Source organism: Embleya scabrispora DSM 41855, from assembly GCF_000372745.1.
Classification (GTDB): Bacteria; Actinomycetota; Actinomycetes; order Streptomycetales; family Streptomycetaceae; genus Embleya; species Embleya scabrispora.
The window spans coordinates 204,983-220,547 of sequence record NZ_KB889730.1 but is presented as its reverse complement, the minus strand read 5'-3'; the positions used below and the strand labels follow the sequence as shown (position 1 = coordinate 220,547).

General features: G+C 69.1%; 16 protein-coding genes. 4 read left to right on the top strand and 12 right to left on the bottom strand.

Features of this window, described 5'->3' with window-relative positions:
• Positions 1-14 precede the first annotated feature (14 nt).
• The 3 genes from A3IC_RS0147960 to A3IC_RS72840 all read right to left on the bottom strand — a co-directional run bounded on the left by A3IC_RS0147960 (position 15) and on the right by A3IC_RS72840 (position 4,318).
• Positions 15-2,183 carry an MMPL family transporter gene (locus tag A3IC_RS0147960; protein ID WP_020557183.1) on the bottom strand — a complete coding sequence of 723 codons (2,169 nt, stop codon included), beginning with the start codon at positions 2,181-2,183 and terminating at the stop codon, positions 15-17.
• A gap of 611 nt (positions 2,184-2,794) precedes the next feature.
• On the bottom strand, positions 2,795-4,168 hold the full coding sequence (gene dnaB, locus A3IC_RS0147955) for a replicative DNA helicase (protein ID WP_020557182.1): 1,374 nt from the start codon (positions 4,166-4,168) through the stop codon (positions 2,795-2,797).
• Between the two features lie 15 nt (positions 4,169-4,183).
• Positions 4,184-4,318, bottom strand: a complete 135-nt coding sequence (locus A3IC_RS72840) for a hypothetical protein (protein WP_281174604.1) — start codon at positions 4,316-4,318, stop codon at positions 4,184-4,186.
• 273 nt (positions 4,319-4,591) lie between these two features.
• On the opposite strand from A3IC_RS72840, the gene A3IC_RS0147950 reads away from it, so the two are divergent.
• The gene (locus A3IC_RS0147950; RefSeq protein WP_026219594.1) at positions 4,592-5,977 is read left to right on the top strand and encodes an MATE family efflux transporter; all 1,386 of its coding nucleotides are present in this window, start codon (positions 4,592-4,594) and stop codon (positions 5,975-5,977) included.
• Positions 5,978-6,124: 147 nt separating this feature from the next.
• On the opposite strand, the gene A3IC_RS0147945 is transcribed toward A3IC_RS0147950, so the two are convergent.
• The 9 genes from A3IC_RS0147945 to rpsF form a co-directional block, all read right to left on the bottom strand.
• Positions 6,125-6,334: a heavy-metal-associated domain-containing protein gene (locus A3IC_RS0147945; protein ID WP_020557180.1), complete on the bottom strand. Its 210-nt coding sequence runs from the start codon at positions 6,332-6,334 to the stop codon at positions 6,125-6,127.
• A 169-nt stretch (positions 6,335-6,503) separates the two neighbouring features.
• Positions 6,504-7,469 carry a nitroreductase family protein gene (locus A3IC_RS60870; protein ID WP_020557179.1) on the bottom strand — a complete coding sequence of 322 codons (966 nt, stop codon included), beginning with the start codon at positions 7,467-7,469 and terminating at the stop codon, positions 6,504-6,506.
• Positions 7,466-8,578, bottom strand: coding sequence for a hypothetical protein (locus A3IC_RS0147935; RefSeq protein WP_020557178.1), 1,113 nt, complete (start codon positions 8,576-8,578; stop codon positions 7,466-7,468). Before A3IC_RS0147935 ends, A3IC_RS60870 begins: the two co-directional genes overlap by 4 nt.
• Positions 8,575-9,030: a hypothetical protein gene (locus tag A3IC_RS0147930; protein ID WP_020557177.1), complete on the bottom strand. Its 456-nt coding sequence runs from the start codon at positions 9,028-9,030 to the stop codon at positions 8,575-8,577. The genes A3IC_RS0147935 and A3IC_RS0147930 overlap by 4 nt, the downstream gene beginning before the upstream one ends.
• Entirely contained in the window at positions 9,027-10,571 is a 1,545-nt protein-coding gene (locus tag A3IC_RS0147925; protein WP_020557176.1) for a phenylacetate--CoA ligase family protein, read from the bottom strand. Before A3IC_RS0147925 ends, A3IC_RS0147930 begins: the two co-directional genes overlap by 4 nt.
• Positions 10,572-10,729: 158 nt before the next feature.
• Entirely contained in the window at positions 10,730-11,176 is a 447-nt protein-coding gene (rplI, locus tag A3IC_RS0147920; protein WP_020557175.1) for a 50S ribosomal protein L9, read from the bottom strand.
• 17 nt (positions 11,177-11,193) lie between these two features.
• Positions 11,194-11,430 carry a 30S ribosomal protein S18 gene (rpsR, locus tag A3IC_RS0147915; protein ID WP_020557174.1) on the bottom strand — a complete coding sequence of 79 codons (237 nt, stop codon included), beginning with the start codon at positions 11,428-11,430 and terminating at the stop codon, positions 11,194-11,196.
• 66 nt (positions 11,431-11,496) lie between these two features.
• Positions 11,497-12,105 carry a single-stranded DNA-binding protein gene (locus A3IC_RS0147910; protein ID WP_020557173.1) on the bottom strand — a complete coding sequence of 203 codons (609 nt, stop codon included), beginning with the start codon at positions 12,103-12,105 and terminating at the stop codon, positions 11,497-11,499.
• A 76-nt stretch (positions 12,106-12,181) separates the two neighbouring features.
• Positions 12,182-12,472 (bottom strand): 30S ribosomal protein S6, encoded by a 291-nt coding sequence (rpsF, locus tag A3IC_RS0147905; RefSeq protein WP_020557172.1) that lies wholly within the window; start codon positions 12,470-12,472, stop codon positions 12,182-12,184.
• 245 nt (positions 12,473-12,717) lie between these two features.
• On the opposite strand from rpsF, the gene A3IC_RS0147900 reads away from it, so the two are divergent.
• The 3 genes from A3IC_RS0147900 (at position 12,718) to A3IC_RS0147890 (ending at position 15,557) form a co-directional block, all read left to right on the top strand.
• Entirely contained in the window at positions 12,718-13,044 is a 327-nt protein-coding gene (locus tag A3IC_RS0147900; RefSeq protein WP_020557171.1) for a hypothetical protein, read from the top strand.
• A 229-nt stretch (positions 13,045-13,273) separates the two neighbouring features.
• A complete protein-coding gene (locus A3IC_RS0147895) occupies positions 13,274-14,392 on the top strand; it encodes a lipid II:glycine glycyltransferase FemX (RefSeq protein WP_026219593.1) in 1,119 nt (372 codons plus the stop codon).
• Between the two features lie 133 nt (positions 14,393-14,525).
• On the top strand, positions 14,526-15,557 hold the full coding sequence (locus A3IC_RS0147890; protein ID WP_020557169.1) for an alanine racemase: 1,032 nt from the start codon (positions 14,526-14,528) through the stop codon (positions 15,555-15,557).
• Positions 15,558-15,565 lie beyond the last annotated feature (8 nt).

The following is a 15,565-nucleotide window of genomic DNA, read 5'->3' as shown; positions in this document are numbered from 1 at the left end:
CGGGTACTACCTGATCAGCGGTCCCCGGCCAGTACCGGCTCCCGATCCTGCCCGCCTCGGCCGACCGGCCCGGGGGCCCGATCGGCGTGTCCGGGCCACCACGCGGCGTGCCCGATCAGGGCGGTCACGGAGGGGACCAGGAACATCGACATCACGAAGGCCGAGATGCAGATGCCGACCGAGACGGCGAAGCCCATCTGGGTCATCATGTCGATGCCCGCCATCATGAGCGACGCGAACGTCCCTGCCAGGATGACACCCGCGGCGGCGATGGAGGGACCCGCGTGCTCGACGGCCAGGGCGGCGGCCTTCCGCGGCTCGTTGCCCTCCTTCGCCTCCTCGCGCAATCGGGCGACCATCAGGATGTTGTAGTCGGTGCCGATGGCCACCACGAACATGTAGATCATCACCGGCAGCATGAACATCACACCGGAGTTGCCCAGCAACGTCTGGAAGACGAAGACCGTCGCACCGATGGTCGCGATGAAGCCCAGAACCACCGCCAACATCAGATACCACGGAGCCACCACGCTGCGCAGCAGCAGGCCCAGCACCAGGGCGATCAGCAGGCCGGCGACCGGGAAGATCACCGACAGGTCGCGGTTGGTGGCCTTGCGGATGTCGGTGAAGGAGGCGGTCTGGCCGCCGACCATCGCCTTGGTGCCGTCGGGCTGGTGCTCGTGGACGAAGTCGCGCAGCGGGTCGATGGTGTCCAGCGCCTTGTTCGCGAACGGGCTCTCCTTGAGCACGATCGCGATCTCGGCGGACATCCGGTCGTCGCTGACCTTGACGTGCGAGTTCTCCTCGGGGCCGCCGGCGCCGTTCACGTCGCCGACGCCCGCGACGTCCTTGAGCGAGCGCGCGAACTGCTCGGCCGCGCCCTTGTCGATCGGCTGACCGTTCCTGCTCTTGAGGTAGACCTGCGTCGGGTTGAGGGTGCCCGCCGCGAAGTCGAGCTGCATGTCCTTCATCGACTTGGCCGACTCGGTGTCCCCGGGCAGCTGGCCGAACTGGTCGTAGTCGGCCTTGAAGTTCAGCGCGCCGGCTGCGAAGGCGATCATGATCACGCCGGAGACCACGGCCACCGCGAGCGGCTTGCCGCCCACCACACCGCCGATCTTGTGGAACGCGGTGCCCTTGGGCTGCTTCTGCCAGGTCTTGGACGGCCAGAAAACCGTCGGACCGACCAACGAGACCACGGCGGGCACCAGGGTCAACGCGGCCACCGCCATCACGATCACCGCGATGGCCAGACCCGGACCCATCGACTTGAACGCGCCGAAGGTGGCGAGCAACATCGCGCCGAAGGCGATCACGACCGCGCCGGCGGCCGAGGCGATGGCCTCGCCCACCCGCTCGACCGAGACGACCATCGCCTGCTTCTTGTCGTCGCCCGCGCGCAACCGTTCCCGGTAGCGGAAGAGCAGGAAGAGGATGTAGTCGGTACCGATGCCGAACAACACCACGATCAGGATCGTGTTGAGCGACTGGTCGACCTGGAGGTCGGTGGCCTTGCCGACGATCGCGATCACCGGCGACGCGACCATCGAGACCAGGGCGACCATGATCACCGGCAGCAGGGCCGCGATCGGGCTCCGGTAGATCACCAGGAGCAGCACGATGATCAGCACGAGGGTGACGACCATGACGATCATCTCGGCCTTCTTGAAGGCGTCCTCGTTGTCGACGTTGATCGCCACGCCACCGGTGAAGCCGAGCTTGAGGTCGGTCCCCTCGACCAGTGGCTTGGCCTTGTCGCGCAGTTCCTTGAGCGCCTCGTTGACGAACTTGTCCTGCTGGTCGCCCTTGATGTAGGCCGTGGCCAGGGCGATCTTGTCCTTGGCGTCGCCCGCCTCGACCTTGCTCACATGCTCGACGCCGGCCGCGCCGAGCCGGCCGCTGATCTCCTTGACCTTGTTCTTGTCGGCCTCGGTGAGGTTCTTGCCGTCACCGCGCTTGAAGACCATCAGTGCGGTCTGCTCGGTGGACTGCGGGAATGCCTTCTCCGCAAGTTTCTGGGCCTGCACGGACTCGTACTTGCCGGGCAGGAAGCTCGCCTGGTCCTGGTTGGTCAGATCGCTCAGCTTCGGCGCGAACATGACCAGGGCCACCGCTGCGATCAGCCAGGCTGCGATGACCTTCCAGGGGTTGTGGACGACGAGCCTGCCGAGTCGTCCGAACATCGATGTCTCCTCGGTTGCGTGCGCGATCCCGTGATGTGACCGACCCCCGAATACACCTTGTGATCGAATTCACAAGACCCGGATCGCCGCACGACCCGAGAGAACGCCGGTGGTGTCCGCTTCGAAGGTAGGCAGGGCCGAACAGGCACTTCAAATGAAATCGGGGCCCGCGACACAAGTTGCGCCCCCGGGGGTACAGGGCCGCACCGCCCTCGCAGACGCGGGTACCGCGGCCTACTACAGCGGGAGTATCTAAAGCTCGTGCGCGGGGACGATCAACACGAGTGGGGTCGGTGCGGAAAGGCGACAGTGGGCGCCAAGCGCGCGCCCAACGAATCCCAAGCGGAGCCCACCATGATCGAACTCATGCGGCGGGCCCGAACAACCCCGTGATCGGGTCCGCCGCACCGGGAGCGGTTCGGAGCCTTCCGAGGGGGGAGGGGCTCCGGACCGGACTTCCCGCCGTCGCCGCCCGCCGGACCCCCGCCCCGCGCGCCGCTGCCCACCGGGACGGGGGGCGTCCGGTGGGCGGCGACGATGCGACCGGGGCGAGCCCACGATCGCGATGTCCTCCGCGCCACCCCCGAAAGCCCCCACGGCCCCGCCGCGGCTCAGCTCTGCGCCATGTCCACGAAGCGCGAGTAGTGCCCCTGGAACGCCACGGTGATCGTCGCCGTCGGCCCGTTACGGTGCTTGGCCACGATCAGGTCCGCCTCCCCCGCCCGCGGCGACTCCTTCTCGTAGGCATCCTCACGATGCAACAAGATGACCATGTCGGCGTCCTGTTCGATGGAACCCGATTCACGAAGGTCGGAGACCATCGGCTTCTTGTCCGTGCGCTGCTCCGGGCCACGGTTCAGCTGGGACATCGCGACGACCGGGACCTCGAGTTCCTTGGCCAGCAGCTTGAGGTTTCGCGACATCTCGGAGACCTCCTGCTGGCGGTTCTCCGCCCGGCGCGAGCCGCCCGACTGCATCAGCTGGAGGTAGTCGATGATCACCAGTCGCAGGTCGTGCTTCTGCTTGAGCCGGCGGCACTTGGCCCGAATCTCCATCATCGACAGGTTCGGCGAGTCGTCGATGTACATCGGCGCCGCGGTGACCTCGCCCATCTTGCGCGAGAGCCGCGTCCAGTCGTCGTCGGTCATGCTCCCCGACCGCATGTGATGCAGCGCGACCCGAGCCTCCGCCGACAACAGACGCATCATGATCTCGTTGCGGCCCATCTCCAGCGAGAAGATCACACTGGCAAGCCCATTCTTGATCGAACATGCGCGTGCAATGTCCAACCCGAGCGTCGATTTGCCCATCGCCGGGCGGGCCGCGATGACGATCATCTGGCCGGAGTGCAGGCCGTTGGTAAGGGAGTCGAGGTCGGTGAAGCCGGTGGGGATGCCGGACATCTGGCCGCCGCGGGAGCTGATCGCCTCGATCTCGTCGAGGGCGCCCTCCATGATGTCGGCCAGTGGCGCGTAGTCCTCGGTGGTGCGCTGCTCGGTGACCTTGTAGACCTCGGCCTGGGCGTTGTTGACGATGTCGTCGACCTCGCCGTCGGCCGCGTAGCCCATCTGTACGATGCGCGTGCCCGCCTCGACCAGGCGGCGCAGCACCGCCTGTTCGCGCACGATCCGGGCGTAGTACTCGGCGTTGGCGGCGGTGGGCACCGACGAGATCAGGGTGTGCAGGTACGGAGCGCCGCCCACCCGGCCGATCTCGGTGCGCTTGGTCAGCTCGGCGGCGACGGTGACCGCGTCGGCCGGTTCGCCACGCGCGTACAGGTCCAGGATCGCGTTGTAGACGAGCTCGTGGGCGGGCCGGTAGAAGTCGATCGGCTTGAGGTTCTCCACGACGTCGGCGATCGCGTCCTTGGACAACATCATGCCGCCGAGCACCGATTGTTCGGCCGCGATGTCCTGGGGCGGGGTGCGCTCGAATCCTTCGCGGGCCGGCTCGGGCCTGGCCTCTTCGAACTCGGAGACGCTCATGCCCGGGGTCTCCTTTCACAAAGGCTCGCGCGAGGTCGCACCGCAGTACACCGTGTCCTTCTTACGCCACACGGCCGACAGATCCGCCGCACGACGCGGCATGCGGCCCTTCACCGTACGGGTGGACTCCAGGACCGCCAAGACGGTCATACACAGGCCCTGTGGATAACTGTGGACAACCTGTGGAGAGAGGTGGGTCCAGCTGTGCACAAGCTGTGCGCAGTCAGCCGCGAACGCTTCGCAATCATGTCTACAAACCCGGTCTGACCTGCGGATTCTCTATCCACCGGCTGTGTATGTGAAAAACTGTTGGGCGAATCATGCGGCTATCGCCCCACGTGTGCACCCGCGTACGCCCCGCGCTCGCCGGTAATGACCAGGAGCGCATTGTGACCCTTACCTGTGGATGACTACGGTGGACGCGTGCCGTCCACGGTCCCCTCCCCGCCACCGGAACCGACCCCCACCGAGCAACCCACCCCACCACCCGCCGGCCGCTCGCAGCGCCGCGCCCACGACCGCGACATCCTGCGGCTGGCGATCCCGGCCTTCTTCGCGCTCGTCGCCGAGCCGCTGTTCGTGCTCGTCGACTCGGCGATCATCGGCCGGCTCGGCACACCCCAGCTGGCCGGCCTCGGCGTCGCGGGCACGATGCTGACCACCCTGGTCAACCTGTGCGTGTTCCTCGCCTACGCGACCACCGCCGCGGTCGCCCGACTCACGGGCGCGGGCGACCCGCGCGCCGCGATCCGCCAGGGCCTGGACGGCGTCTGGCTGGCCGCGCTGCTGGGCATCGGGCTGCTCGTGGTCGGCCTCGTCGGCGCCCCGTGGATCGTCGCGGCGTTCGGCGCCTCGGACAGCGCGACGCCGCACGCGGTGACCTACCTGCGGATCGGCTCGCTGGGCATCCCGGCGATGCTGGTCGTCCTCGCCGCCACCGGCGTGCTGCGCGGACTCCAGGACACCCGGACCCCGCTCGTGGTCGCGGTCCTGGGCTTCAGCGCCAACCTGCTGCTCAACGTCGGGTTCGTGTACGGCCTGCACTGGGGCATCGCCGGGTCCGCGTGGGGCACCGTGCTCGCGCAGACCGCGATGGCCCTGGTCTACCTGGTCACCGTGGTGCGCGGCGCCCGCCGGCACGGCGCGTCACTGCGCCCGGACGCGGCCGGCATCCGCGCCTCCGCCTCGGCCGGCGCACCGCTGTTCGTCCGTACGGTCAGCCTGCGGGCCATCCTGGTCGTGGCCACCGTGGCGGCCACCCACATGGGTGACACCTCGATCGCCACCCACCAGGTCGCCTGGCAGGTGTGGACGTTCCTGGCCTTCGCGATGGACGCCCTGGCCATCGCGGCACAGGCGATCGTGGGCCGGGCGCTCGGCGCCGGCGACGCGAGCGGCGCCCGCGTGGCGACCCGCCGGATGCTGGTCTGGGGGATGTGGACGGGCGTGTTGTTCGCGATCGTGGTGATCGCCGCGCGCCCGCTGTACATCCCGCTGTTCACCACCGACCCGGCGGTGCGGGACCTGCTGGCCGGCACCCTGCTCGTGGTCGCCGCACTCCAACCGTTGGCCGGTGCGGTGTTCGTGCTGGACGGGGTGTTGATCGGCGCGGGCGACGGCCGCTACCTCGCGCTCACCATGCCCATCGTGTTGGCCGCCTTCTGCGCGGCGCTGGGCACCGTGCTGGCCCTCGGCGGCGGCCTGATCGCGGTGTGGTGGTGGGCGATCGGCACCTTCATGGTCGCCCGCGTGCTCCTGCTCGGCCGGCGAGCGTACGGCGACGCGTGGCTGGTGACCGGCAAACGCTGACGCTCCGGCGCCCCGCCGGCCGAGGCCACGGCAGAGCCGGCTGGTACCCACCACGCCGGTCGGATCGCCTGCCCCCACGGTCGGGTCGGCCGACCTGCGATCGGTCGAGAGCCGTCCCGTCGGCCGAGTCGACGGGACGGCGACGACTCACGCCCCGACGACCTGGTAGCCCGCCTCCACGACGGCCGCGCGCACCGCGTCCGCGTCCACGGGCTGCTCGGACGTCACGGTCACCAGACCCGAGGCCAGCTCGACCTCGACGTCGGTCACGCCCGATACCTCGGAGACCTCCTCGGTGACGGACGAGACGCAGTGGCCGCAGGTCATCCCGCTGACGGTGAAGGTGGCGGTGCTCATGACGGTGGTCCTTTCGTCGACCCGAGGACCATGATCGGCCCCACGGCGACGAATTTATACCCCCTGGGGGTACCAAGCAAGCCGACTCGCCGACTCGTTCGAGCAGCTTCGCCCGCCGGCCACCCGACCCGGGCCACGACGCCCGAGCCACGACGCCCAGCCCCACCGCTCAGTCCGTCCACCGCGCGGAACGCACCGGTTCGGCCACCGGGCGCCCGACCCGGAACACCGCGAGCGCCGTGGCCCCCACCGTGCCCTCCAACTCCCCGGCGGTCCGCGCACAGTCGATCACCTGGCTGAGCGGATGCGTCGCGTAGCCGTCCCGCGCCAGCGTCAGCCAACAGCGCAACAACCCCCGCCCCGACTCCAGCAGGTCCACCGGCCGCACCGGCCCACTCGGCGCGGTCACCACCAGCACACTCCCGTCGTACCGCAACAACCCCCGCGACGCGGCCGCCAAACCCCGTGCCAACCCGACCCGCCGCAACACCCGATACGCGGCCGGGCGCAGCACCGCGTGCAGCGCCCGCTCCTCGATCCGGGACAGCGCCAGCGCCCGCCCGGTCAGCCCGTCGCGAGCGTGCGGATGACCGGCCGGCATCGGCCGCAGCCGCAACCACCGGCGCAACTCGGCGACCAGCGCCGGATCACCGAACAGCCGGCGATCCGCCTCGTCCAGCAACGGCGCCAGCGCCCGGGTCCCACCCCGCCACAGACCCGCCGACCCGGCGAACGCCCGCGTCGCCTCGGCGAGCAACGCGTCCGGCAGCGTCCCCGGCGCGTACGCTCCGCGCGCACTGCGCCGCCCCGCCAGATCCGCGGCGGTGAACGGGGTCGGGTAACACTCGTCCGCCCGCACGAACCGGGCCACCGCACCCCGCTCCGGCGCCGCGCCCCACTCCACCCGCAGCGGCACCTCCAGCGCCGCGGACGCGATCAAGAACGCCTCCGTGAACGCGCCCAGCGCCAGGAACAGGTCCCGCCGCGTGGGGTCGCCGACCGGCAGCTCGCGCTCGACGTCCCAGGACAACGCGTAGCCCAGGGCACCGCTCGGCGTCACCGTCCAGGGCTGCGTGTTGTGCGCGCTGGGCGCCCGCCCGGCCGACCGCAACAGTTCCGCCAGTTGCGCGCTCATCCGTCGATCCCCACCGTTCGCTGGTAGAACGTGTGCCCGTGCAGCTCCCGGCCGCCGATCCGGCGGTATTGCGCGGCCGATGCCTTGTTGTCGTCCTCCACCCACGTGCTGCGCAACGCGTCGTAGCCGCCCGCCCGCAGCGCGCGATACTGCTCGCGCGCCAACAACGTCAGATAGCCGCGCCCCTGCGCCGCCGGCACCGTGCCCTTGATGATCAGCACCGCCTCCCGGCGATAGCGCCCGCGCGTGGCCAACAGCCGAAGCTGGTTGCCCAGGTGCAGGTCCCCGCCGATCCGAATGAGGAACTCCGAGATGTCCGGCACGGCGAGGGTGAACGCGATCGGCTCGCCCGCCCGCTCCAGCCACAGCAGCAGCGACTCGTCCAGAAGATGGGCCAACCCGTCGGTCTGCGCCCGCAGTTCGTCGAGCTCGATCGGCGTGTAGTAGCCGAGCTGCCCGAAACTCGCATTCAACATCGTGTGCAGGATCGGCAGTTGCTCGGCCAACCGGCGACGCGACCCGCGCCGGATCACCAACTTCTCGGCGGCGATCCGCGCGTCGTCGAACACATATGTCGTGTCCGGATCGTCGGTGCGCTCGCGCAGGTCCGGGCAGATCCAGGTGGACGCGGAGAACCGGCGGGCGAACCCGGCTCGTTCGTAGGTCTCCGGATAGCGCGCCGGATTCCACGCCGAGTCCACGAAGCCGCGCTCGGTGAACCCGGAGGTGATCACCCCGCCGGTCTGGTTCGGCAGCAGCGCGACCGGCCCGAACAGGGTTTTGCGACCGGCCCGCGCGGCTCGCCGCTCCATCAGCTCCATCAGGGTCGCGAACACCGCCGGGTCGTCGGCGAACTCGGTGAGGCCGAACAACTGGTGCCGGCCGCGCAGCTTGGCGTCGAAGCGCCCGTCGGTGTGCAGACAGGTCCGGCCCACCGCCCGCCCGGCCCGATCGCGCACCACATACAACTCGATCCCGGCCCGTTGCCACTGCCACACCTGCCCGTGCAGCACCGGCACGTAGCGGTCCTTCGGGTGCAGTCGCAACGGGAGTTCGCAGAAGTCGCGCAACGCGCCCCGGGAGGCGACCCGCTCCACGGTGAGCGTCACGACTTCGCCTTCCGGTGCACCGGCGCGCCGCTGTCCTCGGACCCGATCGGGGTGAACTCCTCGATGTGCGCCATCTCGTTGCCCTCGGCCCGCCACGCTCCGTTGCTGTAGCCGTTCGGCTGCGCGTCGAAGAGCCGGATGAACCCGGCCGTGCCGTTGCGGTCGCCGTGATCGGTCATCCAGCACATCAGGTCGCGGTGCGCCTTGGAGCGGGCGAACCGCAGCAGCGCGTCCCGATCGGCGAACACCGCGATCGTGCCGAGCGTGAACGGCCCCTGCCGGTACACCTTGTGCCAGCGATAGCCGTCCATCCGCTTCATCGTGCGTACCATCCGCAGATACGGCCGGAGCAGTGAGAGCAGCGCGCGCGGTCCCCGGTAGTGCGTGGCCCCGATGAACAACGCCTCGCCCTGCGCCTGCGGCGGCGCCGCCGAGAAGTCGGTGGTCCTCATCGCTGCTCCCCCTCCACGAGGTAGACGTTCTTGATTTTCGTGGTGCCGCGCAGGAACGGCCCGGTCCCGAAGTCGTGTACGAGCACCCGCACATCGGCCGCCGTCGGGTCCTCGGCGAGCGACTGGGCGAAGTCCCGGCTGACCCGGGCCAGGTGGCGCACCACACCCTCGCGGCACACCCGGGCGAGCTTGTCCCGATCCACGTCGGCCGGCGAGGTCCCGTCCCGCAGTTGCAGGTTGACCACCGGCCTGCTCTCCAGGTCGGCGTACTCGTCGACGGTCAGGCAGAACCCCTCCAGGTGCGCCGCCATCGGGTTGTCCCGGTACAGCCCGTACTCGACGTCCTGCGGATAGATGTTGGCGCCCATGTACGAGATCGTGCTGTCCTTGCGCCCGTACAGCAGCAGCAGCGGCAGCCGCATGCCCTCGGCCCGGGCCGCGCGCTCCCAGTCGACCCACGCCCGGGCATCCGGCCGGATCATCTCCTCGACCTGCTCGAAGGTCAGCAACCGGCCCTCGTCGCCGATGTTGTAGCGCACCTTCGGGCTCATCACCGCAGTCGAGTTGATCGTGCAGATCACCTCGTCCTCGGCGTTGGTCTCCAGGTACGTCTCCAGCGGGTTGTACTGGAACACCATCGGCACCCGGCCCTCGTCGGGGCCGAGCAGCCGCGCCCGCAGCCGCTCGTCGGTCAGCAGCCGCTTGCGCAGCCACACCGTCGCGTCGCTCTCGCCGGCCATCCCGATGGTCAGGTCCGAGGCGCCGTAGCCGGAGCGCACCTTGACGAAGCGCTCCTCCAGGTAGTCGCGCAGCGCCTCGGTCATGCCCTCGCCGCCGACGAAGCCGTACATCGCGTGTCGGCGCCAGTCGAAGCCGTCGGCGTCCAGCCGGTCGCGCAGGTGCTTGAGGAACGGCGGGTACGCGGTGACCAGGTAGGTGAAGCGCGGCCCGAAGTGGCGCAGCGTGTCCACGATCTTGTCGATGTCCGGGCCGGTGTTCTTGACCATCGCCACCCGGGCCATCGCGATCCCGGTGTTGGTGCCGGTGGCCCACGCGCCCATCGAGTACGCGTTGATCACGAACAACTTCCGCCGGGGGAAGACGAGCGAGGTGTAGCCCGCCACGTTGCGGTGCACCGACTTGAGTTCGCGCCGCGAACGCAGCCAGTTGTGCGGCGTCCCGGAGGACCCGGACGACTCGTCCACGACCGTCCCGGCCACCTCCAGCGTGCCCAACCAGCAGCGGGTGTCCTCGGGGTACGCCTTGACGTAGTTCTCCTTGGACGTCTCCGGGTACGAGGTGAGGTCGAACCAGCGGAAGCGCCAACGATGCCGGCGCAGGAAGTCGCGATAGGCGGGGACGTCGAGCGCGGCGAACTGGCACGTCATCCACGCGTGCCGACGCGCGAACCCCTGCATCCACGGCCGATAGTTGCGCGCGGTCCAGCGCCAGACGATGGGATGGACGCGGTAGAGCTGATACAGACCGGTCAGCGCGAAGCTGACCACACGCAGCAACCACTGTCGGATGAACCTGGCCATGACCGTCCGCCCCTTTGCCCCGCCGGCCCACCCGGCGTGTGTCTCCAGCCTGCGGCGACAGGGGTGTTCGGGACATGAGTACCGCTACTCAGTCGGCTACTCGAAAACGCCGAACGGCCCGACCCCGGGGAGGGGTCGGGCCGTTCGGGTGCTTCAGGTCAGGCAGGCACGACGTCGAGGTCGAGCGCGGCCGAAACCTCCTGGTGGAGGCGGACCGTGATGCGGTGCGACCCGACGGTCTTGATCGGCGTACCGATCTCGACGCGACGCTTGTCGATGTCCGGACCGCCGGCGGCCTTGATGGCCGACACGACGTCCGCGACGGTGACCGAGCCGAAGAGTCGGCCCGTCTCGCCGGCGCGCGTCTGGAGCGTCACCTTGAGACCCGCGAGCTGACCCTTGACCTCGGCGGCCTGGTCGAGCGTGCGGATCTCGCGGACCTTGCGGGCGCGACGGATGGCCGCCACGTCCTTCTCGCCGCCACGGCTCCAGCGGATCGCGTAGCCGCGCGGGATGAGGTAGTTGCGGCCGTAGCCGTCCTTGACCTCGATGATGTCGCCGGGCTCACCGAGACCGGTCACCTCGTGGGTGAGGATGAGCTTCATGACAAGATCACCCTTTCTCAGCGAGCAGTGCTGGTGTACGGCAGCAGCGCCATCTCGCGGCTGTTCTTGACAGCCACGGCGACGTCACGCTGGTGCTGCGTGCAGTTACCGGTCACGCGACGAGCGCGGATCTTCCCGCGGTCGGAGATGAACTTCCGCAGCAGGTTGGTGTCCTTGTAGTCCACATAGGAGATCTTCTCCTTGCAGAACACGCAGACCTTCTTCTTAGGCTTGCGCGCAGGCGCCTTCGCCATTGTGCTCTCCAGATCGTTTCAGAAGTCTTCAGCTCGGGGTGCGAACCGTTCCCTCGGCCTTGCGGCCTAGAAGGGGGGTTCGTCCGAGTAGCCGCCCGGCGGGGGACCCCAGCCCCCCGCGCCGCCGCCGCCCTGCTGCTGGCCGCCCCCTGCGGGAGTGGCCCACGGGTCGTCGGCGGGTGCGCCACCGCCCTGCTGGGGACGGCCGCCGTAGCCACCGCCGCCCTGCTGTCCGCCGCCCTGCTGGCCGCCGTAACCGCCACCGCCCTGCTGCTGACCGCCGCCGTACCCACCCTGACCGCCGCCCCCGCGGCTGGTCTTGGTGATCTTGGCGGTGGCCCACTTCAGGGTCGGGCCGATCTCGTCGACCTCGAGCTCCACGACGGTGCGCTTCTCGCCCTCTTTGGTCTCGTAGGACCGCTGCTTCAGCCGGCCCTGGACGATGACGCCCGTGCCGCGCTGGAGGGATTCCGCGACGTTCTCCGCCAGTTGCTTCCAGGCCGAACACCGGAGGAACAGCGCTTCGCCGTCCTTCCATTCGTTCGTCTGACGGTCGAACGTGCGCGGCGTGGACGCCACGGTGAAGTTCGCGACAGCGGCACCGCTGGGCGTGAAGCGCAGTTCCGGGTCGGCAGTCAGGTTTCCGACAACAGTGATGATGGTCTCGCCTGCCATGCTGACCCCTTCGCTGATTTCAGCGCAGTGCTGCGTTTCGACGTGCGGTGCGGTTGGTGGTGCGCGCGAGCTCGGACTAGCGCTGGTCGGGGCGCAGGACCTTGGTCCGCAGCACCGACTCGTTGAGGTTCATCTGACGGTCGAGTTCCTTGACGGTCGCGGGCTCCGCGGCCAGGTCCACGACGGCGTAGATGCCCTCGGACTTCTTCTTGATCTCGTACGAGAGCCGGCGACGGCCCCACGTGTCGATCTTCTCGACCTTGCCACCGTCGTTGCGGATGACATTGAGGAACTGCTCGAGCAGCGGCGTGACCGCGCGCTCTTCGAGGTCCGCGTCGAGGATGACCATGAGTTCGTAGCTACGCATGTGAACACCCACCTCCTGTGGACTGATCGGCCACGGAATCTCCGTGGCAGGAGGGCTTGCGTAATGCCGCCACGCCAAGGCGGCCCCCGATATGTGAACACACGGGGGTGCCGAGAGTGCAGCGGACGGTACAGCCTACCCGGACCCGGTCACAGTCTTGAAATCCGAGCATGACGCCGGTCACCCTGGGGGATGGAATATACGGACAAAAGGTCCGCCTCGTAGTCACTCGCCGGAGGTGCGTGATGGCACAGACGATCCGCCGAACGGGAACCGCGCCGGCCGCAGGAACGCATCGACCCCGACTGACCCTCAACTCCGACGGTCGTGCGCACCCGCGAGAGAACGCGCTGGTCGCCACGGTGGTGCTGTTCGCGCTGGTGGGGGGCATCTGCGCGATCTTCGAGGACATGCACGTCCTGGGCGCGTGGACCGCGCTCGCGGGCGTGGTGACCGGTCTGGTCAGTCAGATGTTCTCCGCGACCACGGGGGAACGGGTGGTCACGGTGATCGCGCTCGGCGTGTCCGCCGTCGCCCTGTTCATGAACATGTTCCACGGCGGACTGTACTGACCGCCCACTCGCGCACTCGACGCACCCGACTCGGCCCGCCGGACAGGAATCCGGCGGGCCGAGTCGGGTGTGGGTCGGGGTCGGACGCGGACCGGAAAGAGCATCCGATTCGACGGGTAAGGTCCGCCTCGTCCTCGTACGGTCCGACTCGGGTCACCAGGCACGATCCATAGCGCCCAAAGGCGCAGTAACCTCTGTCACGGCCGAACCGATCCCGAGGAGCTCTTACATGTCTTTGCGCCTGAGGACGCTCACCGCCGAGGAACATCTCGCCTTCATAAAGGGCAGGCCCTCCGTGAGCTTTCTTCAGTGCCCTTCGTGGGGCGCGGTGAAGAGTGAGTGGCGATCCGAGAGCATCGGTTGGATCGACGAGTCGGGCGCCGTCGTGGGCGCGGCACTCGTGCTGTATCGGCAACTGCCGAAGATAAAGCGCTATCTCGCGTACATGCCGGAGGGCCCGGTCATCGACTGGTTCGACGGCGATCTTCGCAAGTGGCTCGACCCGATGCTCGCGCACCTCAAGAGCCGCGGCTCGTTCTCGGTCAAGATGGGCCCGCCGGTGGTGATCGCCCGCTGGGAGGCGGACACGATCAAGAAGGCGATCGCGGCGAAGTCGGCGAACCGGCTGCGCGATCTGACCCCGGACTGGACCGACGACCGGGGTGCCGAGCTGGAGCGGCAGTTGCGCGGCCTGGGTTGGCAGCAGGACGCGTCGGGCGGGGCCGGCTTCGGCGACGTGCAGCCGCGCTACGTGTTCCAGGTGCCGCTGGTCCGGCGCAGCCTGGACGACGTGCACGCCGGCTTCAACCAGCTGTGGCGCCGCAACATCAAGAAGGCCACGAAGGCCGGCGTGGACGTGGTCCAGGGCGGCTACGACGACCTGCCCGTCTTCCACGAGGTGTACAAGGTCACCGCGGTGCGCGACCACTTCACCCCGCGGCCGTTGGCCTACTTCCAGGGCATGTGGAAGGCGCTCAACGCCGAGGACCCCGAGCGCATGCGGCTGTATCTGGCCAAGCACGAGGGCGAGGTGCTCGCCTCCACCACGATGGTCACCGTGGGCGACCACGTCTGGTACTCGTACGGCGCGTCGGCCAACCACAAGCGTGAGGTGCGCCCCTCGAACGCGATCCAGTGGCGGATGTTGCGGGACGCGTACGCACTCGGCGCCTCCGCCTACGACCTGCGCGGCATCAGCGACACCCTGGACGAGAACGACCACCTCTTCGGGCTCATCCAGTTCAAGCTCGGCACCGGCGGCCAGGCCGTCGAGTATCTCGGCGAGTGGGACTTCCCGCTCAACAAGATGCTGCACAAGGCACTGGACATGTACATGTCCCGCCGCTGACGCGACGCCGGCGGCACCCGTGCCGTCGGCTCGTTCACGTGATCACCGCGACGCAGCAGACGTCGTGTGTTCCCCGCCTCCGCCCTGCGTTCCCCAAGGGCAAGTCCCGCACACGGAAGGCCCCGAAACGCCCATGTCGCTCACGCTCTACGTCGATGCCGCCCGCTGGCGCAAGCACCAGGACGGGCTACGCGACAGGTTCCCCGGTCTGGTGCCGGTGATGAAGGGCAACGGGTACGGATTCACCAACCCCAGGCTGGCCGCGGAGGCCGCCCGGATGTGCGTGGACACCGTGGCCGTGGGGACCACGTACGAGGCCGCGGTGGTCAAGGACCACTTCGACGGCAAGGTCCTGGTGCTCACGCCGTACCTGCGCGGCGAGGAGGCGGTCCCGCTGCCGGATCGCACGATCCGCACGGTCTCCTCGGTGCAGGCCGCCCGGGATCTGGTGGGCTGCCGGGTGGTGGTCGCGTGCATGACGACGATGAAGCGCGACGGGGTCACCGAGGAGGAGCTGGTCAAGCTCCGCACCGGGATGGACGACGTGCGGCTGGAGGGCTTCTCGCTGCACCTGCCGCTGGACCACCCGGACGGATACGACCCGGTGGCCGAGGTGGTGGGCTGGGTCGAGCGGCTGCGCGCGGCCCGACTGCCGGTGCGCACGATGTACGTCAGCCACCTCACCGCGGCCGAGCTCGCGGTGCTGCGCGAGCGGCACCCGGACACCGAGTTCCGACCGCGGATCGGCACCGACCTGTGGTTGGGCGACCACGACGCGCTCGCCAGTCGGGGCACCGTGTTGGACGTGGTGCGGATCGCGCGCGGCGAGCGGTTCGGCTACCGCCAGCGCAAGGCGCCCAGTGACGGGCACCTGGTGGTGGTCAGCGGCGGCACCGCGCAGGGTGTGGGCCTGGAGGCGCCCAAGACCGTGCGCGGGGTGATGCCGCGCGCCAAGGGCGTCGCCCGGGCCGGCCTGGCCACCGTCAACCGCTCGTTGTCGCCGTTCACCTGGGCGGGCAAGCAGCGCTGGTTCGCCGAGCCGCCGCACATGCAGGTCAGCCTGCTGTTCCTGGCCAACGACGTGGCTCCGCCCAAGCCCGGCGACGAGTTGGAGGCCGCGCTGCGGCACACCACGACGCACTTCGACCGGATCGCCATTCGCTGACCCGGACA